This is a genomic window from Sphaerisporangium melleum (assembly GCF_014646695.1).
Classification (GTDB): domain Bacteria; phylum Actinomycetota; class Actinomycetes; order Streptosporangiales; family Streptosporangiaceae; genus Sphaerisporangium; species Sphaerisporangium melleum.
Map to the genome: position 1 here is coordinate 198,128 of NZ_BMNT01000006.1, position 22,604 is coordinate 220,731.

The 22,604-nt window shown below is 72.3% G+C and carries 20 protein-coding genes and 1 other RNA gene; 15 read left to right on the forward strand and 6 right to left on the reverse strand.

The genetic code is table 11. From position 1 onward, the window contains the following. Window positions 1-1,129: 1,129 nt before the first annotated feature. Complete coding sequence (locus IEY93_RS07310) at window positions 1,130-2,149, forward strand: cellulose binding domain-containing protein (protein WP_189162187.1); 1,020 nt, start codon at window positions 1,130-1,132, stop codon at window positions 2,147-2,149. A 794-nt stretch (window positions 2,150-2,943) separates the two neighbouring features. Here the strand turns inward: IEY93_RS07310 and rnpB are convergent. The 4 genes from rnpB to IEY93_RS07330 form a co-directional block, all read right to left on the reverse strand. After that, window positions 2,944-3,332: RNase P RNA component class A (rnpB, locus tag IEY93_RS07315), an RNA gene on the reverse strand. Between the two features lie 96 nt (window positions 3,333-3,428). After that, window positions 3,429-4,703: a bifunctional RNase H/acid phosphatase gene (locus IEY93_RS07320; protein WP_189162188.1), complete on the reverse strand. Its 1,275-nt coding sequence runs from the start codon at window positions 4,701-4,703 to the stop codon at window positions 3,429-3,431. Continuing rightward, entirely contained in the window at window positions 4,700-5,440 is a 741-nt protein-coding gene (locus IEY93_RS07325) for a zinc ribbon domain-containing protein (RefSeq protein WP_189162189.1), read from the reverse strand. Before IEY93_RS07325 ends, IEY93_RS07320 begins: the two co-directional genes overlap by 4 nt. Then, window positions 5,441-6,286, reverse strand: coding sequence for a Nif3-like dinuclear metal center hexameric protein (locus IEY93_RS07330; protein ID WP_189162190.1), 846 nt, complete (start codon window positions 6,284-6,286; stop codon window positions 5,441-5,443). Between the two features lie 83 nt (window positions 6,287-6,369). Here IEY93_RS07330 and IEY93_RS07335 point away from each other — a divergent pair, with 83 nt between their 5' ends. The 5 genes from IEY93_RS07335 to IEY93_RS07355 all read left to right on the forward strand — a co-directional run bounded on the left by IEY93_RS07335 (window position 6,370) and on the right by IEY93_RS07355 (window position 11,767). Further along, complete coding sequence (locus IEY93_RS07335; protein ID WP_189162191.1) at window positions 6,370-7,812, forward strand: flavin-containing monooxygenase; 1,443 nt, start codon at window positions 6,370-6,372, stop codon at window positions 7,810-7,812. A 109-nt stretch (window positions 7,813-7,921) separates the two neighbouring features. Beyond that, window positions 7,922-9,097 carry a dipeptidase gene (locus IEY93_RS07340; protein WP_189162192.1) on the forward strand — a complete coding sequence of 392 codons (1,176 nt, stop codon included), beginning with the start codon at window positions 7,922-7,924 and terminating at the stop codon, window positions 9,095-9,097. Continuing rightward, on the forward strand, window positions 9,094-10,077 hold the full coding sequence (locus IEY93_RS07345; protein ID WP_229690934.1) for a GNAT family N-acetyltransferase: 984 nt from the start codon (window positions 9,094-9,096) through the stop codon (window positions 10,075-10,077). Before IEY93_RS07340 ends, IEY93_RS07345 begins: the two co-directional genes overlap by 4 nt. 151 nt (window positions 10,078-10,228) lie before the next feature. Next, on the forward strand, window positions 10,229-11,335 hold the full coding sequence (gene menC, locus IEY93_RS07350; RefSeq protein WP_189162193.1) for an o-succinylbenzoate synthase: 1,107 nt from the start codon (window positions 10,229-10,231) through the stop codon (window positions 11,333-11,335). Between the two features lie 105 nt (window positions 11,336-11,440). Next, on the forward strand, window positions 11,441-11,767 hold the full coding sequence (locus IEY93_RS07355) for a nuclear transport factor 2 family protein (protein WP_189162194.1): 327 nt from the start codon (window positions 11,441-11,443) through the stop codon (window positions 11,765-11,767). Window positions 11,768-11,798: 31 nt separating this feature from the next. On the opposite strand, the gene IEY93_RS07360 is transcribed toward IEY93_RS07355, so the two are convergent. Beyond that, window positions 11,799-12,197: a hypothetical protein gene (locus IEY93_RS07360; RefSeq protein WP_189162195.1), complete on the reverse strand. Its 399-nt coding sequence runs from the start codon at window positions 12,195-12,197 to the stop codon at window positions 11,799-11,801. A gap of 296 nt (window positions 12,198-12,493) precedes the next feature. Between IEY93_RS07360 and IEY93_RS07365 the strand changes: the two genes are divergently transcribed. Beyond that, window positions 12,494-12,814 carry a S41 family peptidase gene (locus IEY93_RS07365; protein ID WP_189162196.1) on the forward strand — a complete coding sequence of 107 codons (321 nt, stop codon included), beginning with the start codon at window positions 12,494-12,496 and terminating at the stop codon, window positions 12,812-12,814. Between the two features lie 220 nt (window positions 12,815-13,034). Continuing rightward, window positions 13,035-13,571 carry an avidin-fold protein gene (locus IEY93_RS37930; RefSeq protein ID WP_229690935.1) on the forward strand — a complete coding sequence of 179 codons (537 nt, stop codon included), beginning with the start codon at window positions 13,035-13,037 and terminating at the stop codon, window positions 13,569-13,571. A 258-nt stretch (window positions 13,572-13,829) separates the two neighbouring features. Here IEY93_RS37930 and IEY93_RS07375 read toward each other — a convergent pair whose 3' ends face one another. Continuing rightward, window positions 13,830-14,471, reverse strand: coding sequence for an Lrp/AsnC family transcriptional regulator (locus IEY93_RS07375; protein ID WP_229690936.1), 642 nt, complete (start codon window positions 14,469-14,471; stop codon window positions 13,830-13,832). 129 nt (window positions 14,472-14,600) lie between these two features. Between IEY93_RS07375 and IEY93_RS07380 the strand changes: the two genes are divergently transcribed. From IEY93_RS07380 to IEY93_RS07410, 7 genes are all read left to right on the forward strand, one after another. After that, complete coding sequence (locus IEY93_RS07380) at window positions 14,601-16,217, forward strand: ABC transporter substrate-binding protein (protein WP_189162198.1); 1,617 nt, start codon at window positions 14,601-14,603, stop codon at window positions 16,215-16,217. Continuing rightward, the gene (locus IEY93_RS07385; protein WP_189162199.1) at window positions 16,192-17,358 is read left to right on the forward strand and encodes an ABC transporter permease; all 1,167 of its coding nucleotides are present in this window, start codon (window positions 16,192-16,194) and stop codon (window positions 17,356-17,358) included. Before IEY93_RS07380 ends, IEY93_RS07385 begins: the two co-directional genes overlap by 26 nt. A gap of 31 nt (window positions 17,359-17,389) precedes the next feature. Beyond that, complete coding sequence (locus tag IEY93_RS07390; protein ID WP_229690937.1) at window positions 17,390-18,283, forward strand: ABC transporter permease; 894 nt, start codon at window positions 17,390-17,392, stop codon at window positions 18,281-18,283. After that, on the forward strand, window positions 18,280-19,104 hold the full coding sequence (locus tag IEY93_RS07395; protein ID WP_229690938.1) for an ABC transporter ATP-binding protein: 825 nt from the start codon (window positions 18,280-18,282) through the stop codon (window positions 19,102-19,104). The genes IEY93_RS07390 and IEY93_RS07395 overlap by 4 nt, the downstream gene beginning before the upstream one ends. Then, window positions 19,101-20,015, forward strand: coding sequence for an ABC transporter ATP-binding protein (locus IEY93_RS07400; protein ID WP_189162200.1), 915 nt, complete (start codon window positions 19,101-19,103; stop codon window positions 20,013-20,015). The genes IEY93_RS07395 and IEY93_RS07400 overlap by 4 nt, the downstream gene beginning before the upstream one ends. Beyond that, the gene (locus tag IEY93_RS07405) at window positions 20,012-21,061 is read left to right on the forward strand and encodes a M24 family metallopeptidase (protein ID WP_229690939.1); all 1,050 of its coding nucleotides are present in this window, start codon (window positions 20,012-20,014) and stop codon (window positions 21,059-21,061) included. The genes IEY93_RS07400 and IEY93_RS07405 overlap by 4 nt, the downstream gene beginning before the upstream one ends. Window positions 21,062-21,223: 162 nt before the next feature. Next, window positions 21,224-22,495: a sensor histidine kinase gene (locus tag IEY93_RS07410; protein ID WP_189162201.1), complete on the forward strand. Its 1,272-nt coding sequence runs from the start codon at window positions 21,224-21,226 to the stop codon at window positions 22,493-22,495. The last annotated feature ends 109 nt before the right edge of the window (window positions 22,496-22,604 follow it).

Genomic DNA, 22,604 nt, shown 5'->3' on the forward strand with positions numbered 1-22,604 from the left:
CTCGTTGGCGCGGCTTCTAATGTGAGCCTCATGGACAACGTGGTCATCTGGGTCAAGCCGTGGAAGGCAGAGCATCACACTGCGGGTACTGAGGGGAACAAGGGCCTATGCGGCTGGCACGGTAAGGGTCCCCGACGCGGCCCCTGTGGCAATCCACCCTTCGCCAGTGTCAAGCTACAGTATGCCGATCATGCTCCCGTTCAGTCCGCGTGCACTGAGGCACTGCGAGAGATCTCGCAGCAGTACGGCTTCCCAATCCCACAGGACTAAGCACTGCACGATCCGAAGCCGATCAACCGACGTCGTTGCTGTATTTCGCTGCTGTACGAGATCACAGGCCTAGAGAAATTTACACTCGGCGCGATAATCGTGATTACCGTAAGGGCGCTCAAGAGTGACCGGATTCGACAAGCCTTTCAATTGAATTGCAAGAACACCACTTCGAGACTTCCGGCTACATTCGTCCCCTGAACGCGACTTTCGCCCACTTATTGCAACAGAGCGACAGGCGAGCGAAAGATTGGCCGCCTGAATCTCCCGATCGGTGTCATTCAATGCAGCGTCGAGTGATATCGAACAACTTTTTGCGACGGCCCCGACTATCACCACAGCTACGGCGAGCAGCGCCAGTGGTGCCACCACCATGCCTACTATTTTGTCGGACATGTTAACTCCCGATCAGTCCAAGATCTCTATCGGTCTGGGCTGATCTACGTTTTCATTGTCTCGATGCCGAGCATCACGATACGCTTTTCCCCGGCCACGTACGGCGAGAACCGAACTCAGCGATCGTGAGGGCTTAACTGGGTGACCGATCCTGGTGAGCGCGGGGGTCGGCGCATGCCCCGGAGCTCCCAGGGCCCGCTTACCCTCGACCGGGATCGGGATTTCGCCACCCGGTGGATGCGCCGCCCGCAGCCCGGTGTCGTGCGAGTCAGGCGGCACGGGCGGGCCCCGGCGATCGGCGCCGTCCAGGTCCGGCGGGCTGAAAGTTGCATCCGCGACCCGCATCTTCGCGACCCGCCCGGTCGCGTTGTCGACAGGCCGCGACACTCACTTCTACCGTCTGTGTAGCGCGTCGATCGGTATGCCGGCCACCACCCCGCCTCCTGGCCGCCAGGGAGTCACCATGCAACGGCGAGTCATCTCCATCGTTCTCGCGGCCCTCGCCGCACTGGCCGGGCTCGGGGCGACCACGCCCGCGTTCTCGGCGACGGCTCCGGCGGGAATCGCGCCGCTCGCCGACACCACCCCGCCGACGGTTCCGGCCGGGCTGAGCACCACGGTCAGATGCAACCCCCTGTCGGTGACGCTGAGCTGGACCGCCTCCACCGACAACGTGGGGGTCACCGGCTACGACGTGTACGGCGCGCCCTACAGCGGCGGCACGTTCGTCCCGGTCGGGACGACCTCGGCGACCTCGTTCACCCAGCCCATCATGGGGCTGTACCTGTACGAGGTGCGGGCACGCGACGCGGCCGGCAACACCTCCGCCTTCACCGAGCCGGTGCGGGTCGTGCCGCCCCCCTGCCCGACGATGCCGCCGGACCCGCAGCCGCCCACCACGCCAGGTACGCCGACCGCGACCGTCACCTGCGGCTCGGTGACGCTGACCTGGACCGCCTCGACGGACAACGTGAGCGTCATCGGATACGAGATCTGGCGTGCGCCCGGCGCCACCGGCGGCACGTTAGCCCTGGTCGGCACCACGACGACCTCGTCGTTCACCCAGTCCGGTGTGGGGGTCTACCGCTTCCAGGTGCGGGCGCGTGACGCGACGGGCAACTACTCCGCCTTCACCTCACCGGTCACCGTCTACGTCCCGGCCTGCCCGACCAGGGGCTGTACGGCCGTGTACAGCCCGGCCGGCGACTGGCCCGGCGCGTTCCAGGGGAAGGTGGTCGTGACCAACACCGGCACCACCGCGACCACCGGTTGGACGGTCACCCTCACCTTCCCCGGCGGCCAGCAGATCACCCGAGTCTGGAACGCCAGCCTGGATGACTTCGCCAATCCGTACACGATCACGAACGCGAGCTACAACGGAGCGCTGGCGCCCGGCGCCTCCACCACCTTCGGCTTCCAGGCCACCACCAGCGGCACCGACAACACCCCCATCACCGCCTGCATCCGCACCCCTTCCAGCTAGTGCGCTGTCCGGCGAAGGTTCACCGGCTCCGGCGCCGTAACAGGCGCCGACGTCGCCGTACCACGACCCGCCGCCCCGGCGCCGGTCACCTCCAGCACATGGCCGGGGGTGGAGAGCCGGGCCCGGTGAACCCATGTGTCACCGCCTGGTGCGCCGGCCGCTGACCTTCGCCGCTGTGATGCCCGCTGCGCTGACCACTCACCATCGCCGGGTGCGACGCTCTCCCCGCCCCGACCGGGCCTTTCTCCGGCGCCGGGTCGGTGGGACGGAGGACGGCGAATCCGGCGCCACCGTGCGGCGGCTAACCCGGTGCACGTTCGCGGTCGTGGCTTCGGCATTGATGGCCGTCGGAGGCTCAGCGTCAACACAGACCCAGGGCTTTCCCGGCTTCGGGGTCGGGGGAAGGCGATGCCCCTTGGGGACAGTCACCTCCGGCCCGCCACCCTGCGGACGGTACTGCCCTGAAACGGGGGCCTTCTGCCCGAGGTTACCTTTCGCGGCCATGTGGATCCACCTCCTATCCGAGCTGGACACCTCGTCAGCCGCCGACTTGCCCGCATCGGCAATCGAAATAACGTGGGCGGTCTATCTGCCAAAGATGGACACCCCGATCTGGCGTCGCCCCTAGCGGCTACGCCGATCGGGGTTTTCTGCTCTATGGGCACCTCGTGCCTGAGGCCGACAGCCGTGTCCGCTCTGCTCTCGTTGGGGCCTTCAATCGGTCTTCCGAGAGTGATGGTGCTGACTCTTGCCAGGTAGGGATCAAGGAATCCCATGCTCAGAGGCGTGAACAGCGGGCGAGTCGGCCTGTAGGCCGGGTTCTGTCCTTTGCTGCGCAAAGGGGCGACCATCCATCTAGGGCCGCCGTTGCCGGCGGCCTCAAGCGGTCTACCCGCGCGACTCGGGCGGGTCACCCTCGAACGCCGCGCGCGGAGACCTCCGGGGAGGTCCCCTTCTTGACCTTGCTCCAGGTGGGGTTTACCGAGCCGCCCACGTCACCGTGGGCGCTGGTGGTCTCTTACACCACCGTTTCACCCTTACCTCCCGCGAGGGGAGGCGGTCTGCTTTCTGTGGCACTTTCCCGCGGGTCACCCCGGGTCGGCGTTACCGACCACCCTGCCCTGTGGAGCCCGGACCTTCCTCGGCGGGGCCGGAGCCCCGACGCGGTCGCCCGGCCGACTCGTCCGCTGTGCTCCGAGTCTATCGGATCACGGATCGGGCGGATTCCGCATGGCGGGGCAACCGGGCCCGCCGGTGCGCCAGGTGGCGCCACCGGCGGTCAGCGCAGGTGGGCGGTGTCGTTGAGGGCGCGGACGAGCTCGGGACCGTCGGCGAAGTAGTCGACGGCGGACAGCGAGGCCACGTCCAGGTGCATGCGGTAGAGGGCGGCCGCAGGCGCGAGCAGCGCGAAGCGCAGCAGCAGCTTGATGGGCGTCACGTGCGAGACGACCAGCACGGTCTTGCCCTTGTGCTCGGCGAGCAGGCGCTCCTTGGCGTCCTGTACGCGCAGCGCCGCCCGCTCGAAGCTCTCACCGCCGGGCGGGGCCGAGGACGGGTCGGCGAGCCAGGCCGCCAGCTCGGTGGGCCAGCGGCGCTGGATCTCGGTGAACGTGTGCCCCTCCCAGTCACCGAAGTCGACCTCGCGCAGCCCTTCGTCCACGGTGACCTTCACCCCGGCGCGCGCCGCGACGATCTCGGCGGTGTCCTGCGCGCGCCGCAGCGGCGAGCAGACGATCGCGTCGATGGCGTACGGCGGGCGGGACAGCCGCGCGGCGGCGGCCTCGGCCTGGGCGATGCCCTTGGGGGTGAGGTCGGGGTCGCCGGTGCCGGAGAACCGGCGCTCGACGGAGAACGGCGTCTCACCGTGCCGCAGGAGCAGGAAGCTCGTGGTGCCGGCCGCCGGCGCCATCCAGCCGGTGCCGGTGGTGCCCGGAGCCGTGGAGAGGCCGGAGGCCGTGGCGGAGCCACCGGAGCCGGAGGACGGCACACCGGTGCCCGGTGTGCCGGTGGTCGGCACGCCAGAGGACGGTGTGTCGATGACCGGTGTGCCGGAGGCGGAGGGGGCGAGGGGAGCGCCGGGCCCGGACGGGGCCGGGACGGTGGGCGAAGTGGCGGCGGGGCGCCAGGTCTCGCCGCGGGCGGCGGCGTCCATGGCCGCGTTGGCCAGGCGGTCGGCGTCGCGGTTGCGTTCGCGGGGCACCCACCGCCAGGTCACCCGCAGGCGCGCGGCCAGGTCGGCGGCCTCGCGCGCGAGCGGCCGCAGCCCTTCGTTCTTGATCTTCCAGCGGCCGGCCATCTGCTCGATGACCAGCTTGGAGTCCATACGGACCTCGACCGGCGTGCCCTCACCGCCGACGCCGAGGACCGCCTGCAGCCCGGCGATCAGGCCTTGGTACTCGGCGACGTTGTTGGTGGTGACGCCGAGGGCGCCGGCGGCCTCGGCCAGCACCTGCCCGTCGGCGTCCTTGACCACCGCGCCGAAGCCGGCGGCTCCGGGGTTGCCGCGCGAGCCGCCGTCCGCCTCGACGACGAGGTTCGCCGCGCCGGCGCTCACAGCCCCGACTCGGGCGTGCGGACCAGGATGCGGCGGCACTCCTCGCAGCGCAGCACCTCGTCGTGGGCCGCGGCGCGGATGCGGTTGAGGTCGGCGATCGACAGCGACACCTTGCAGCCCTGGCAGCGCCCGCCATGCAGCATCGCGGCGCCCACGCCGTACTGCCCGCGCAGCTTCTCGTACAGGGCGAGCAGGTCGGCGGGGATGCCGTCCGTGATGCCGCCGCGCCTGCCCTTGGCCTCCCCGCTCTCCTTGTCCAGGTCGGCGAGGGCGGCGTCGCGCTTGTCCTCCAGGGTGGACAGCCCGGCGGTGATCTCGGCGCGCTCGGCGGTGAGCCGGGCGGCGTCGGCCTCGGCGGCCTCGCGGCGCTCCATGATCTCCAGGACGACGTCCTCGAGGTCGGCCTGCCGGCGGTTCAGGGAGGCGATCTCGGACTGGAGATTGGCGAGGTCCTTCGGCGAGGACACCTGGCCGGAGTCCAGGCGCTTCTGGTCGCGGTCGGCGCGCACCCGCACGGCGTCCACGTCGGACTCGGCCTTGGCCTGCTCTCGGGAGAGGTCACCGAGCCGGGTCTCGGCCGCGATCACCTCGGTGGCGAGCCGTGCCAGCTTGGCGGCACGCTCGTCGATCTCGGCCAGCTCGGGCAGCGTACGGCGGCGGTGCGCCAGCCGGTCGAGGACGGCATCGAGCTCGGCGAGCTCGAGCAGACGCTTCTGTGCTTCAGGGGCAGCCTTCACTTAATCCTCGCACTGTGCTGTTGTCGTCCAGGCGTCGGTGACCGTTTCGGAGACGCGCGTCTCCACATTAATCCCCTTGTCGGCCAACCCGGACGCGAGAATCCCTGCGGCCTGGGCCAGCCAGGGCCATTCGGTCGCCCAGTGGGCCGCGTCGATCAGGGCCGGCCCGCCGCCGAACGCCCCCGTCTCCATGAACTCGCCTGCCGGGTGGTGCCGCAGGTCGGCGGTGAGGAAGACGTCGGCTCCGGCGGCGGCGGCCGTGCCGAGCAGGGAGTCGCCCGCGCCGCCGCTGACGGCGACCGTGCGCACGGGGCGGGACGGGTCGCCGGCGACGCGCAGGCCCCACGACGTGCGGGGCAGACCGCGGGCCGCGCGGGCGGCGAACTCGCCGAGGGTGGTGGGAGCGGGAAGCTCGCCCACCCGTCCGAGGCCGCGCCGCGGGTCGTCCTTGGCCGGCTGCAGCGGGCGCAGCGGCGCGGTGAGCCCAACGGCGCGGGCCAGCGCGTCGGAGACTCCGGGGTCGGCGACGTCGGCGTTGGTGTGCGCGGTGAAGAGGGCGACGTCGTTCTTGATCAGCCGGTGGACGAGCGCCCCCTTGGCGGTGGTCGCGGCGACGCTGGTCGTGCCGCGCAGGAACAGCGGATGATGGGTGACGATGAGGTCGGCTCCCCACTCCACGGCCTCCTCGGCGACGGCCGCCACCGGATCCACCGCGAACAGGATCTTGCGTACGGGTTGGGCGGGGTCTCCGCAAACCAGGCCCACAGCGTCCCAGGGCTCGGCCCAAGAGGGGTCATACGTGGATTCAAGTTCCGCGATGATCGCGGACAACGCTGTCGGGGACACGTGCGCAGACTACCGGCACGACCTACGGTGAATACGTCCTGACACCCGGAGGGCGCACGTCCTGACACCCGGAGGGCCGGCGTATGGCACCGACCGTAGCGATCATCGGCGCGGGCTTCGGGGGGCTGTGCATGGGCATCGGGCTCCGCAGAGCTGGGATGACCGGCTTCACGATCTTCGAACGGGCCGGTGGTGTCGGCGGCACCTGGCGCGACAACACCTATCCCGGGGCCGCCTGCGACGTACCGTCCCATCTGTACTCCTACTCGTTCGAGCAGCGGCGCGACTGGAGCCGGCGGTTCCCCGCCCAGCCGGAGCTGCTCTCCTACCTGGAGGACTGCGCCGACAAGTACGGCCTGCGGCGGCACCTGCGGCTGAACACCGAGGTCACGGCCGCGGAGTTCGACGGGCGGACCGGCCGGTGGCGGGTGACCACCTCCGACGGCGAACGGCGGACGTTCGACGTGGTCATCTCCGGGGTGGGTCAGCTCAACCGGCCCCGCCTGCCCGACATCCCCGGCCTTGCGGACTTCCGGGGCAGGAGCTTCCACTCGGCCCGATGGGATCACGGCCACGACCTGACCGGCCGCCGTGTCGCCGTCATCGGCAACGGCTCCTCGGCCGCGCAGATCATCCCCCGCGTCGCGCGGCTCACCAAGCACCTGGACGTCTACCAGCGCACGGCGAGCTGGGTGATCCCCAAGGCCGACGGGGTGTACGGGGAGCGGCGGCGGCTGGCCTTCCGGTACGTGCCGTTCCTGCGGGCCGCCGAACGGGAGCGGGTCTTCCGGTTCCTGGAGGGCGTCATCTACCCCGCGCTGGTGGACGGCTGGAGCAGGAACCTCGTGCTCAAGCGGGCGCGGGAGCATCTCGGGAGCCAGGTGCCCGACCCGGAGCTGCGCGCGAAGCTCACGCCGGACTACCCGATCGGCTGCAAGCGCATCGTCATCGACAGCGACTTCTATCCGGCGCTGACCCGGCCGGACGTCGAGCTGGTGACCGAGCCGATCACCCGCATCGTCCCCGGCGGCATCGAGACGGCCGGCGGCCGGGTGCGCGAGGTGGACACGATCATCTTCGCGACCGGCTTCCACACCAACGACCTGCTGGCGCCGATCGAGATCACCGGCCGTGACGGCCACCCGCTGCGCGAGGCGTGGCGGGACGGCGCGGAGGCGTACCTCGGGATCGCGGTGCCGCGCTTCCCGAACCTGTTCCTGCTGTACGGGCCGAACACCAACCTCGGGCACAACTCGATCATCTACATGATCGAGTCGCAGGTCTGGTACATCATGGGCTGCCTGCGGCTGCTCGCATCACGCGGTCCGATGGAGGTGCGGCAGCCCGCGATGGAGTCCTGGCGCCGCGCGCTGGAGGCCGCGCTGGCCCGCACCGCCTGGCAGGCGAGCTGCCACAGCTGGTACAAGAACGAGGCGGGGAAGATCGTCAACAACTGGCCGCGCCCGGCCGCGGCGTACCGCCGGATCACCCGGGCGCCGCGCCCGGACGCCTACCGGTTCGGCTGAGACCGGGCCGCGTACCCGGCGCACTCGGTGTGGACCCCCGGCATCGGCCGGTCACCGGTTGCCTATACGGTCGCACTACGGCCTGTGGGAAGCGCGGCGGAGGGGACACATGTACGCAGACCTGCATCGGGACGCCGTCGTGGCGGACACCCACAACGACCTGCTGATGGCCGTCTCGGCCCGGCCGCCGCGCACCTGGGCGGCGTTCTTCCGCGAGCAGTGGCTGCCGCAGCTGCGCGACGGCGGCGTGGACGTGCAGGTCCTCCCGGTGTTCGTGGACCACCATTTCCGTCCCGAGGGCGCGCTGCGCCAGACGCTGCGGATGATCGAGTGCGCCCACGTGCTGGCCGAGGGCAACGCCGGCGAGGTGCGCCTGTGCGGGAACGCCGGCGAGATCGACGACGCGCTCGCCGCGGGCGAGATCGCCCTGGTGCTGGCGCTGGAGAGCATGCCCGGCCTGGACGACTCGGTCGAGCTGCTGCCCACCTTGCACCGGCTCGGCGTCCGGGTGGCCTCGATCGCCCACTGGGGCCGCACTCCCCTGGCGGACGGCAGCGGCGAGGACGCCACGGGCAGCCGGCTGACCGCGGCCGGCGTCGAGGTGCTGCGCGAGATGGAACGGCTCGGCATGATCTTCGACATCTCGCACCTCGGCGCCTCCGGTGTGGCGCACGTGCTGGAGCTCGCCACCCGGCCGGTCATCGCCACGCACTCCTCGGCGCGGGCACTGCGCGACCACCACCGCAACCTGACCGACGAGCAGTTGCGCGGGGTCGCCGCGAACGGCGGCGTGGTGTGCGTCAACTTCCTGGCGGCGTTCCTGTCGGACCGGCCGCAGGGGTACACGGTCGAGCGGCTCGCCGACCACATCCTGCACATCGCGGAGGTCGCCGGCATCGACCACGTCGGCCTCGGCCCCGACTTCATCCGGGAGGTGATGCTCGACCTGACCCCGCCATGCGAGGACTACAGCACCACCGGCCTGGACACCCTCGCGAGCATCCCCGGGCTGGACGGTCCGCGCGGCCTGCCGCTGGTCACCGGGGAACTGCTGCGCCGCGGCCTGCCCGAGCAGGACATCCGCAAGATCCTCGGCGGCAACGTGACCCGGCTGCTGCGTGCCGGGCTCGGCCGGCCCGCCGAAGCCGGCGCGGAGTCCACCGTCCCGGCCGGCGCGGAGGCCTGCGGCGAGGAGACCGTGGTCGGCGAGGCCGCCTCGCCGACGGTCGTCGCAGCCGCCGGCGGCGCGGCCGTCGTGCCGGGTGACGGCGTACGACGGCCGTGAGCGGGGACGGCGCCGCCTCCCCCGTCCCGGCCTGCGCCCCGCCGGTGCCGCCCCGGCCGCCGCAGGCCGCGGGCGAGGTGGACGGCGAGAGTACCGAGCCGCGGCACGAGGACGCGCGCCCCCAGATCACGTCCGAGCGCCACGAGGCCGGCGGCGGGCGGTACGAGGTAGCGGCCGGGCAGTACGAGGCGGCGGCGCTGCGCTGCGGAGCGCAGGTGCGCGAGCTGCGGGAGATCGCCGAGTTCGAGCAGGTCGTGGCGTTGTTCGACGGCATCTGGCCCACCGGGCCCGGCCAGGAGCCGGTGAACGTCGAGCTGATGGCGGCGCTGGCCCACACCGGCAACTACGTCTCCGGCGCGTTCCGGCACGGCCGCATGGTGGGAGCGAGCATCGGGTTCTTCGCCGCCCCCTCCGGCATGGCGCTGCACTCGCACGTGACCGGGTGCGAGCCCGGCCGGGGCATCGGATTCGCCCTCAAGCTCCACCAGCGCGCCTGGGCCCTCGCGCGCGGCCTGCGCGTCATCTCCTGGACCTACGACCCGCTGGTGCGCCGCAACGCCGCGTTCAACATCGTCAAGCTCGGTGCCCGGCCCGAGCGGTACCTCCCCTCGTTCTACGGGGCCATGGCCGACGCGGTCAACGCCGGGGACGAGTCCGACCGGCTGCTCGCCGTCTGGCGGCTGGACGATCCGCGGGTCGCGGCCGCGTGCGCCGCCCCGATCTCCCCCGCGCGGGTGCCGGACGGGGCGGTCGTGGCGCTGCGCGCCGGGGCCGGCCACCTGGCGGCAGAAGGCCGCCTGGACGGGCGGGTGCTGGTGGTGGCGACACCCGAGGACGTCGAGTCCCTGCGCCGTGACGACCCGGCGGCGGCGATGGCGTGGCGGCACGCGGTGCGGAACGTGCTCGGCGGCCTGCTCGCCGAGGGCGCCCGCGTGACCGGGTTCACCGCGGACGGCGGTTACCTCGTGGAGCGCCGGTGAGGACCCCGGCACGGCGCAGCGACGCCGTGGAGGCGTCCGCGTCGCGGGATCATGAAAGACCGGACGAAGGCACCGGACCACGGCGTACCGTACGGATCACGGGACGCAGGGGGACCGTGCTGAGGGCGAGACCGACGACCAGGGAGCGGCCGTGAAGATCACCGGGGTGGAGCTGCGCAGGGTGGCGATGCCGCTGGTGGCACCGTTCCGCACCTCGTTCGGCACCGAGTCCGAGCGGGACGTGCTGCTGGTCCGGGTGGTGACCCCTGACGGCGAGGGGTGGGGCGAGTGCGTGGCGATGTCCGAGCCGCTCTACTCCTCGGAGTACGTGGACGGGGCCGCCGAGGCGCTGCGGCGGTTCCTGGTGCCGGCGATCACCGCCCTGCCGAACGCCGGGGCGTACGCGGCGGAGCGGGCGCTGGCGCGGTTCAAGGGGCACCGCATGGCCAAGGCCGCGCTGGAGACCGCCCTGCTCGACGTCGAACTGCGCGCGGCCGGCACCTCGTTCGCGAGCTTCCTCGGCGCCTCCCGCGACCGGGTGCCGTGCGGGGTGTCGGTCGGCATCATGGACTCCATCCCCGAGCTCATCGACGTGGTGGCCGGGTACGTCGCCGAGGGCTACGTACGCGTGAAGATCAAGATCGAGCCGGGGTGGGACGTGGCTCCGGTGCGGGCCGTGCGCGAGCGCTTCGGCGACGACCTGCTGCTCCAGGTGGACGCCAACGCCGCCTACACCCTCGCCGACGCCCCGCACCTGGCCAGGCTGGACGCCTTCGGCCTGCTGCTGATCGAGCAGCCGCTCGCCGAGGACGATCTGGTGCAGCACGCGGCTCTGGCGAAGCGGCTGGGCACGCCGATCTGCCTGGACGAGTCGGTCGAGTCGGCGCGCGACGCCGCCGCGGCGATCTCGCTCGGCGCGTGCTCGGTGATCAACATCAAGCCGGGGCGCGTCGGCGGCTACCTCGAGGCGCGCCGCATCCACGACCTGTGCCGGGCGCACGGCGTCACGGTGTGGTGCGGCGGCATGCTGGAGACCGGCCTCGGCCGGGCGGCCAACCTCGCACTGGCCGCGCTGCCGGGCTTCACGCTGCCCGGCGACACCTCCGCCTCCCGCCGCTACTTCGCCACCGACCTGACCGAGCCGTTCGTCCTGTCCGCCGGGCATCTGCCCGTCCCGATCGGCCCGGGGCTCGGCGTCGCCCCCCTGCCGGACGTGCTCGACGAGGTCACCACCGCCGTCGAGTGGCTCTCCGCCTGAGCGGCCGGCCGCGCCGGACACGCCGCGACGCCGGCGAGGGTGCGCCTGGCCCCATCCGCCGGGGAGTATCGTCGTGCCTGATCGAACAGCGCGAAAGGCCAGGTCATGACTACTTTCACCCTCCCGCCCGCAGTCCGCAGGGCGGTGGACGCGGCCAACGCCGGTGACGTCGAGGACTTCCTCGGCTGCTTCACCAAGGAGGGCGCGGTCGACGACTGGGGACGGGTGTTCCACGGCCGGGCGGCCATCCGGGACTGGAGCGACAAGGAGTTCATCGGGGTCCGGGTGAGCCTGACGATCAACGCCGTGCACGCCACGGAGGACACGGTCGTCGTGTCGGCGATGGTGGGCGGCGACGGCTTCAACGGCCCGTCCGATTTCACCTTCACCCTGGAGGGCGACCAGGTCGCCCTCATGCGCATCACCGGCTGACCCGCGACGGCCCTCGGCCGCCGCCCGGGTGTCAGCGGCCGGACGGGCGACGGGGCCGGGGCACGATCGCGACGGCCGCCAGCGCGATGCCCGCGTGGACCAGGGTCAGGACGACCAGGAAGACCATCCCGATCGGCCACAGTCCCTGCTCGTCTCCGCTCCGGACGACGCTCGCCACGAACCAGACGAGGAACGGGACCGGGGCCACGAAACCCCACCGGAAGTCCTTGCGGCCGGTCGCCTTCTCCATGAGCGCGGTCAGCAGGGCCAAGCCGAGGAAGACCGGGATCAGCAAGGACGAGTCGAGCAGGTCGGGAGGCGGCCGCTCGGCGATGACCGGCACGGTGGCCAGGCACAACGCCACGCCGGCGATCCCGGCGACCAGCAGGGCGAGCGCCCAGAAAACGGTCGCGGCCGGTCGAGACGGCACGGCTCCTCCTCGCTGCGCTGGTTTCGTCGGGCATCCGAGCCCATCATCTCCGGGCCGTATCCCCACGCAATCCCCACGCATCCTCTCGTACCGGACCCGGTTCCTCAATCGTCCCAAGCGCACCGTCGAGCACCCGGGCCGATGAAAAATGGCGCCGTCCTGGCCGGAGGAGACGGCTCCGCCTCCGGGGGAAGTCATGCCGTGACCTGGCCGGACATCGCGGCCGCATCGCCGGGGACGCCGAGGGCGGGGAAGATCACCACCACTTCGAGACCGCCGCCGTCGTTGGGGGTGGCGTGCAGGCCGGCACCGTGCGCCCGGGCGATCGACGCGACGATGGACAGCCCGAGCCCACTGCCCTGGTCGGCGCGGTCAAGGACCTGGGCATCGCCCCGCTGGTGGGCACCCGCACCGCCGGCGCGATCTCCGGCCCGGCCGGCGGCTACCTGCTGGACGACGGAAGCATGCTGGGCCTGCCGCAGGTGCGGCACCTCGGCCCGGACCGGGAGATCATCGACACCATCGGCGTACCGGTGGACCACTACGCCCCCCTGACCGCCCTCGACCTCGCGACCGGCCGCGCCCCCGCCCTCGCCAAGGCCCTCACGCTGCTGTAGTGCGGCGCCTGGGCGTGACCCCGCCCTGGAGACCCTCCCGGACCCGGCCGCCGGCTCATCGATCACCGATCTGCGGGCCGGCGGCCGGGAACCGGGTCGTACAGGCGGGGTCACCTCGTGGCGGGCAGGGGCAGACGTATCACCGCGCGCGCCGGGGTCTGGTGAGCGAAACGTCCAGCCGGGCCGCCGCGCGGAGCGGGGAGCGGCAGCATGCGGTGCCGTGAACGACAGCGACCTTCCCCACCACGACTCCCTCCGCGATGCCGCCGACGGCCCCACCGGCACCCCCTGGCCCGGCCTTACCGGTGGCTCCTCGCACGATTCTCCGGGCGGCCTTCTCCCCGATCTTCCCGATGACCTGTCTCCGGGCCTTGCCCGCGATGTCCCGGTTCTGGGGGCCGGCGTTCCGCGCGGCCTGCTCGACGGCAGGACGTTCGTCATGGTCAGCTCAACGGCGAGCGACGTGGACGCCGGTGACCCCACCTGGTTCGAATACCACGAGGCCGCCGGGGTCGTCTGGGGCGGCTACACCGGCGGGACGGTGATCCACGGCCGGTTCGCCGGCACCAGGAAGGGCGAGCGTGTCGAGCTCGCGTACGCGCACGCGTTGAAGACGGGCGGCCTGGCCGGCGGGCGCAGCACCAGTCGCGTCCAGACGCTCCCCGGCGGACGCCTGCGCCTGGTCGAGGAGTTCACCTTCGACGGCGACGACACCCCCCAGCTCAGCATCTGCGACGAGGTCCCCCGCCGGCACTGACGCCGCCGCCCCGCGGGCCGGTTCCGCGCCGTACGACGGCGCCGTCATCGCCGTACCCCACCCCGCCGACCCGGCGCCGAAGTGGGCCTCCGTGGGAGCGGGGAGAATCCCGTGACCGGTCGCAGGTCAGCAAGGTCGAACGGAAACTCCGTCGCGCCAGGAATCCGGAGCACGCAAGCCGAAGCCTCGACGAACGGACGGCTCCGGGGCAGGAGGGCAGACGGCAGGGGGACGGCCATGCGGGCTGGAGGGGCGGGGTCAGGTGTCGTTCTTCAGGTCGGCGCGGCCTTCGGCGGCGCCGACGAAGCGCATCTTGCCGAGGGGGACGTTCGACGCGGAGGGCGGGGCGGGTTCGGCCGGGGACGGGCGGCGGGGGGACGGGCGGGGACGGCTGTCGGCGGGCAGGACGTAGGGGCGTTTGAGCACTTCGTCCAGGATGAAGACCGTCTCGGTGGCCTTGACGGCAGGGATGCTCGCCAGCCGCTCGGTGACCAGCGCGTGGACGGCGGCGACGTCGGGCATCCGCACCAGGATCATCGCGTCGTGCTGCCCGGTGGTGATGGCGCAGTACTCGACCTCGGGCATCTGGGCGAGCTGGGCGCGGAACTGCTTCCACATCTGCTGGCGGACGGTGACGAACACCAGCGCGGTGATACCGAGCCCGGCCCGGACGTGGTCGACCTCGGCGGTGAACCTCTTGATCACTCCATCGGCGCGCAGCGCCTCGAACCTCGTGTAGGCGCTGGCCCGGGAGATCCCCACGCGCTCGGCGAGCGCGGCGACCGAGATGCGGCCGTTCTCCCGCAGCACCTGGAGGATCTTCATATGGATCGCGTCAAGCTGGAGGCCGATGCCGATCCGTCCAGGGACCCCGGTCCCGGACGCGGGCGTGCTTGACATTTCGGTCATTCAACATCCCCGTGTGGTCTATCCGTCTCGGCTTGGTGCCGTGAGCTGGTCGTATTACCGGACAATCCTGGACCACACCCGGACAATCGTCCAGCAAGTCCCATTTCCGGAGGACACAGAATGGCGACCCGCTCGCGGCGCCGTACGGCATGGCAGACGAGGGCGGCCCTGCTGCCGGTCCTGCTCGCCGGCGCGCTCTCCCTCGCCGCCTGTTCCAGTGGCGGCACGTCGTCCAGCGCGCCGTCGCAGGGCGGCGGTACGGGCAAGACCCTCGTGATGGACGCGTCCTTCACCCTCAAGACCGCCGATCCGGGCCGCAACTACGAGCCCACCGGCCTGATCGTGGGCAAGGCCCTCTACGACACGCTGCTGACCTTCGAGGGATCGGACGTGACCAAGCCGGTCCCCTCGCTCGCCGAGTCCTACGAGCAGTCCCCCGACGGCAAGAAGCTCACGCTGAAGCTTCGTCAGGGGGCCACGTTCTCCGACGGCTCCCCGGTCACCGCCGACGACGTCGTCTTCTCCCTCGACCGCGTGCGGGACCTGAAGGGCAACCCGTCCTTCCTGCTGGACGGCGTCGAGGTGGCCAAGACCGACGAGACGACGGTCACGCTCACCTCCAAGACCGCGAACCCGGCGCTGCCGTTCATCCTGCCGAACCCCGCCCTGGGCATCCTGAACTCCAAGCTGGTCAAGGAGCACGGCGGTACGGCCGACACCTCCGACAAGGCCGAGGACTACCTCAACGGCGCCTCGGCCGGGTCCGGCCCGTACGAGCTGGAGTCGTTCAACACCTCGACCCAGGTGGTGCTGAAGGCCAACCCCAAGTACTGGGGGACGAAGAAGCCGGTCTACGGCAAGGTCGTGATCCGCAACGTCGAGTCGGCCACCCAGAAGCTGAACGTCCAGCGGGGCGACAGCCAGGTGGCGCTGGACCTGTCCGGCGACCAGGTCAAGAGCGTCGCCGCAGGCCTGCAGACGACCAAGACGGCGTCGGCGAACGTCGTCTTCCTGCTGGCCGGCCAGGACCCGGCGGTCAGCAAGGTGACGAGCAACCCCAAGATCGTCGAGGCGATCCGCAAGGGCGTCGACTACCAGGGGCTGCTGGAGCTGGCCGGCGAGGGTTCGGTGCAGGCGCCGGGGGTCATCCCGACGATGCTGCTGGGCGCCCTGCCCGCCGGCGACGCCGTCGCGCGCGACGTCGCGGGCGCCAAGGCGGCGGTGGCGGCGAGCGGGGTGAACGCCCCGACGGTCAAGCTGGAGTACCCGAGCGACCTCACTTTGCAGGGCCTGTCGTTCCAGCCGTTCGCCGAGCGCATCCAGGCCAACCTCAAGGAGGTCGGGATCACCGTCGAGCTGACCCCCGCCCCGGTGGCGACGGCGCTGGACAACTACCGCAACGGCAAGGAGGAGCTCGGCCTGTGGTACTGGGGCCCGGACTATCCGGACCCGACCGACTACCTGGCCTTCCTGCCCGGCAAGACGGTCGGCCTGCGCGCCGGCTGGAAGGCGGGCGCCGACAAGGACCTGGAGGCGCTGGGCGACAAGGCGGCGGCCACCATCGGTGACGACACGCGCAAGCAGCTCTACACCGACATCCAGCACAAGCTGAACGAGTCCGGCCCGTTCGTCCCGCTGATCCAGCCGAGCCAGAACATCGTGACGGCGGCCTCGGTCACCGGGCTGCAGTTCCATCCGGTGTGGACGGTCGATGTCGCGGCCCTCGGCGCCAAGTGACGACCCGGCGGGCGGCGGGGCACCGGCCCGCGCCGCCCGCCCGGGTGGTTCCGGCAGCGGCGGCCCGGCGGCGGGCCGTGGTCCGGCCCGCGGTCGCGGGTTCCGGTCCGGGCACGCCCGGCATCCGCTGGCGCGGTTCCTGGCGCGCAGGATCGCCGTCGCGGTGCTGCTCGGCTTCGGGATCACGCTGGTCACCTTCGTCCTGACCAACCTGGTGCCGGGCGACCCGGTGACGGCGAACCTCGGCCAGCGGGCACTCGGCGACCCGGCCATCGTGGCGCAGTGGCGCGCCGAGCACGGCCTGGACCGGCCGCTGCCGGCGCAGTACCTCACCTACCTCGGCGGCCTGCTGCAGGGCGACCTCGGCGTCAGCCAGCAGAGCCACCGTCCCGTGCTGGACGACCTGGCGGAGTTCGTCCCGGCCACGATCGAGCTGGCCGGTGGCGCCATCGCGATCTCGCTGGTGGCCGGCGTGGCGTTCGGCGTGATCGCCGCGCTGCGCCGCGACCGGGCCGCCGACCAGGTGCTGCGCGTGCTGAGCCTGGTCGGCATCTCGGTGCCGACCTTCTGGCTCGCCCTGGTGGCGTTCTACGTGTTCTTCTTCCGGCTGCAGATCACGCCGGGCAGCGGCCGCATCGCGCCCGACATGAGCGCTCCGCCGGCGGTGACCGGGCTGTACACGGTCGACGCCGCGCTGGCCGGCCAGTGGGAGGTGTTCGCCTCGGCGGCGGGTCACCTGATCACCCCGGCGCTGGTGCTGGCCGCCTACACCATCGGCCTGCTCACCCGGTTCACCCGGTCGGCGGTGCTGGAGGTGCTCGGGCAGGACTACGTGCGGGCGGCCCGGGCCAAGGGCCTGCCCGGGCGGGTGGTCCTGTTCCGCTACGTGCTGCGCTCGGCGCTGGTCCCGGTGATCACGGTGGCCGGGCTGGCGTTCGGCAGCCTGCTGTCCGGCACGGTGCTGGTGGAGTCGGTGTTCGCCCGGCCCGGCATCGGCCAGTACGCCTACAAGAGCGCGACGACCCTGGACCTGCCCGCCGTCATGGGCGTCGGCCTGGTGGTCGGCTTCGTGTACGTCCTGATCAACCTGGTGGTCGACGTCCTGTACGGGATCATCGACCCGAGAGTGAGGCTGTCGTGAACGCCCGCGCCCGCGCCCGAGGGGGGACGGCGTGAACCTCCTTCCGCGCCTGCCGGGACGGTCCGTGGGGACCCGGGGGGTGCTCGCCCGCCTGCCGGAGGCGTGGCGGCAGCCACTCGCCGTCGTGGGCGGCGTGGTGGCGCTCGCCTGGCTGGTCGTTGCGGTGGCGGCCCCGCTGCTCGCGCCGCACGACCCGCTGGCCCAGGAGCTGCCACGGCTGGCCTCCCCCGGCCCGGGCCACTGGCTCGGCACCGACCAGCTCGGCCGCGACGTGCTGTCGCGCATCATGTACGGCGCCCGGGTGTCCATCCCGTTGACGCTGCTGCTGGTGGCGCTGTCGCTGCTCATCGGCGGCTCCCTCGGCGCCGCCGCCGGATATTTCGGCAGATGGGTGGGCGAGGGGATCATGCGGGTGGCCGACCTGGTCTTCGCCTTCCCCACCGTCATCCTGGCCATGGTCGTCGCCGCGGCGCTGGGTGCCAGCCTGTTCAACGCGGTGCTCGCCGTCCTGGTCGTGGCCTGGCCCGCCTACGCCCGGGTCACCCGCGGCCTGGTGCTCGGCATGCGGGAACGCGAGTTCGTGCTCAGCGGGCGGCTGCTCGGCTTCTCCGCCTGGCGGTCACTGCGGGTGGACGTGCTGCCGAACGTGACCGGGCCGATCCTCGTCCTGGCCACGCTCGACATCGGCACCGCGCTGCTGCTGCTGTCGGGCCTGTCCTTCCTCGGGCTCGGCGCCAAGCCGCCGTCCCCCGAGTGGGGGGCGATGGTGGCCTCCGGGGTGGAGGTCTTCGACAGCTGGTGGGTCGCGACCTTCCCGGGGCTGGCCATCCTGACCGTGGTGCTCGCCTTCAACTTCCTCGGCGACACGCTGCGCGACGCCCTGGACCCGCGCACCGCCCGCGCCATCAAGGAGCGTGCGCTGTGACCGTGAACGTCCCCGGGGCCGGGCCGGTGCTGAGCGTCGAGGGGCTGACCGTCTCGATCGGCGCGCACGAGATCCTGCGCGGGGTGGACCTCGTCCTGCGGCCCGGCCGCGTCCACGGCCTGGCCGGCGAGAGCGGCTCGGGCAAGACGATGACCGGGCTCGCCGCGCTCGGCCTGCTCCCGCACGGCGCCCGTACCGGGGGGCGGGTGGTGCTCGACGGGCGTGACCTGCTCACCCTGCCGCCGCGCGAGCTGAACGCGGTGCGGGGGCGCGACATCGCCATGGTCTTCCAGGACCCGGCGACGAGCCTGCACCCCATGCTCACCGTCGGCCGTCAGATCACCGAGCACATGCGCCACCACCTGCGCGTCGGCCGCGCCGAGGCGCGGGAGCGGGCCGTCGAACTGCTCGGCCAGGTGCGCATTCCCGGCCCGGCGGCGGCGGTGGACCGCTACCCGCACCAGTTCTCCGGCGGCATGCGCCAGCGCATCGCGATCGCGATCGCGCTGGCGTGCGGGCCGAAGGTGCTCATCGCCGACGAACCGACCACCGCGCTGGACGTCACCGTGCAGGCGGGGGTGCTTCGCCTGATCCGGCGGCTGTGCGACGAGCTGGGGCTGGCGGTGCTGCTGGTGACGCACGACCTCGGGGTCATGTCGGCGGTCGCCGACGAGGTGAGCGTGATGCGCGAGGGGCTGGTGCTGGAGCAGGGCCCGCGCGAGCGGGTGCTGCGCGCGCCCGCGCACCCCTACACCCGTGCCCTGCTGGACGCCCTCCCCCGGCACGGCGAGGCGGACGCCGCATCGAAGGAGGACTCATGAGCCTGCTGAACGTGGCCGATCTGGTGGTCGACCACCGTACGCCGGGCCGGCCGGCCGTACGAGCCGTCGCGGGGGCGAGCCTCACCGTGGCCGCGGGCGAGGTGGTCGGCCTGGTCGGGGAGTCCGGGTGCGGCAAGTCCACGCTGGCCCGGGCGGTGTGCGGGCTCGTCCCGGCCGCCGGCGGCGCGGTCGCGTTCGAGGACCGCCCGGTCACCCGCCTCGGCCTGCGCCGCCGAGACCCGGCGCTCACCCGGATCCAGATGGTGTTCCAGGATCCCTACGCCTCGCTCAACCCGCGGCGGCGGGTGGGCGCGCAGATCGGCGACGGCCTGGCGGCGGCCGGGGACCGCGCGACCACCCCCGGCGAGATGCTGGAACGGGTGGGCCTGCCGGGGGGCATGGCCGAGCGGTATCCGCACGAGTTCTCCGGCGGGCAGCGGCAGCGCATCGCGATCGCCCGCGCGCTGGCCGCCCGCCCGTCCCTGCTCATCGGGGACGAGCCGATCTCGGCGCTGGACGCCTCCGCCCAGGCACAGGTGGCGACCCTGATGCGCAACCTCGCGGTCGAGTCGGGCGCGGGGCTGCTGTTCATCAGCCACGACCTGTCGGTGGTGCGGCTGATCGCCGACCGGATCGCGGTGATGTACCTGGGGAAGATCGTGGAGACCGGGCCGACCGCGCGTGTCTGGGCGGAGCCGCGCCACCCGTACACGCAGGCGCTGCTGCGGGCCATTCCCGAGCCGGACGGCCTGGGCAGGCTGCCCGAGGAGCTGCCCGGGGACGTCCCGGACCCGGCGGACCCGCCGCAGGGGTGCCGCTTCCACCCGCGGTGCCCGGTCGCGATGGACGTGTGCGCCGAACGGGAGCCGGCGTTCGGCCCGGTGGCCTGCTGGCTGCATCCGCCCGCATGACCGGGGAGATCATGGCGGCCGTCCTCGCGCGGATGGCCGAGGAGGAGCTGGACGCGCTGGTGCTGCGCCCGTCGCCCGACATGCGGTACGTGGCCGGGCGCGACGCGGACGGGTTCCTGGTGCTGGTGCCCGGCCTGCCACCCGGGTTCGCCGCCGACGCCGCCGCGGCCGCCGCGCTCATCCCGGCATCGGCGTCGCGGGTGGGCGTGGACGCCCAGATGCGGGCGCACGAGCTGTTCGTGCTGCGCGTGGACGCCGACCTGGTGCTGGCCTCGGCGGTACTGGACCCGATGCGGCGGCGCAAGCGCCCGGAGGAGATCGCCGCGATCGAGCGCGCGGTGGCGGTGACCGACCGGGTCATGGCGGCGGCCCGTGAGCTGTCCTGGTTCGGCGCCACCGAGCGGGACACGGCGCACCGGCTGTCCGCGGCGGCCCTGGCCGCCGAGCCGCCGCCGGCCGGCCGGTCTTTCCCCGGGAGTCATGGAGCCGCCGGGCCACTCCAGGCCGGCGAGGAGCGGGTCTTCGTGACGGTGGCGGCCGGGGAGAACACCGCGCGTCCCGATCACCTGCCCTCGGGCCGGGTGATCAACCCCGGCGACGCGGTCTGCGTGCGGGTGAGCGCGCGGGCGGGCGGTTACCACGCGCGGGCGGGCCGGGCGTTCGTCGTGGCCGAGCCGCCGGAGGACTTCGAGGCGGTGCACGCGGTGCTGCTCGCGGCGCGGGACGCCGCCGCGGCGGCCGTGCGCCCGGGTGCGACGGCCGCCGAGGTGGACGCCGCCGCCTGGCGGGTGCTGGACGAGAGCGGGTACGGCCCGTACGTCACGCGCGGGACCGGTCACGGCATCGGGCTGGAACCGCGGGAGGGGCCCTGGCTCACCGCCGCCGACCGCACGGTGCTGGCGCCGGGTATGACGCTGGTGATCGACCCTGGCATCCACGTGCCCGACCTTTACGGAGCCTCAGTCGGAGATGTAGTGGAATGCACCGAAATCGGGAGCCGGACGATGAACCGAGCCCCCCGCGCACTACATGTACTTGATCCATAGTTTGTACCATCTTGCCCTTTCACTGGCCTGACCTCGAACGACACGGACTTAGTGTGATCACGAGGCGGACAGGGGGGCTCAGTGAAGCTCTGGCGCTACTGGTCCGTGCGGACCCGGCTGACATGGGTCGCCAGCGTCATGACGGTCTTGGCGTGCGCGGGCGTGAGCCTGCTCGTTTTCCTGGGACTGTACCGCCTGGCGGTGTCCAACCAGGTGCAGGACCTCACCGTCACCAGCATGCGCGTCAGCGGACTGATCCACAAGGAGGAGCTGCCGCCCGTGGTCCCGCCGCAGGGCGGCACGCGGTACATCCAGGTGGTCGGCCCCTCCGGCCGCGTGGTCTCCTCGACACCCCCGCTCACCGGCCTGCCGCGCCTGGCGATGTTCACCCCGCGCAGCGACGCCATGGAGGCCCACCAGCGGATCTGCTCACCGCCCGGCTTCCCCGACGACTGCCTGATGGTGGTCGTCCTGCGCTCCTCCCGGCCGGTGGGCGACTACCTGGTCTACGGCGCCGCGCCCGCCATCCCCTGGTACGTGAACCCCGCCTTCCTGCTGCTGGTCGGCGGCGCCTCCCTGCTGGTCACCGCGGCCACCGCCGCCGGCACGTACCGCATGGTCCGCCGGGCCCTGGCTCCGGTGGAGAGCGTACGCGAGGAACTGGCCGAGATCACCGGGTCCGACCTGAGCCGCCGGGTCCCGGTGCCGCCGCAGCACGACGAGATCGGCGCCCTGTCCAGCACGGTCAACCAGACACTGGACCGCCTCCAGCAGGCGGTGGAGCAGCAGCGCCGCTTCGCCTCCGACGCCGGGCACGACCTGCGCAGCCCGATCACCGCCATGCGCACGCAGGTGGAGGACGCACTGCTGCATCCGGAGGACACCGACTGGGTGAAGATGGCCGAGGCACTGGTCTCCAGCCTGGACCGGCTGCAGGCCATCGTCACCGACCTGCTCGTACTCGCCAAACTCGACGCGGGTGAGAAGATCACCCGCAGTTACATCAACATGGCCGAACTGGTGCGCGCCGAGGTCGGGCGCCGCCCCCGGCGCCGGCGGGTCGCGCTGCGCCTGCAGCCCGGCATCGTGGTCAGCGGCGACCGCCTCCAGTTGCTCCGGCTGCTGACCAACCTGCTGGACAACGCCGAGCGGCACGCCACCTCGACGGTGACCATCATCGTCGGGCGCGACGACGGCAACGCGGTCCTGCAGGTCATCGACGACGGCGAGGGCATCCCGCCCGACGAGCGCGAGGTCGTCTTCCAGCGCTTCACCCGGCTGTCCTCCGGGCGGGAGAAGGACACCCAGGGCACCGGGCTCGGGCTCGCGATCGCCCGGGACGTGGCCGAGCACCACGACGGCAGCCTGGTCATCGAGGACTCTCCGGTCGGCGCCCGGTTCGTCCTGCGCCTCCCGCTCCTCACCGTCCCCTGATCCGCGCCGCCGCCGGCCGGACCCGCGACGGCCGCGCGGGGCGGCGGGCGGGCCGGAAGCCCACCTCACCCGCAAGCGGATCACCGAAGCCCCGCCGCGCCCCTGGACC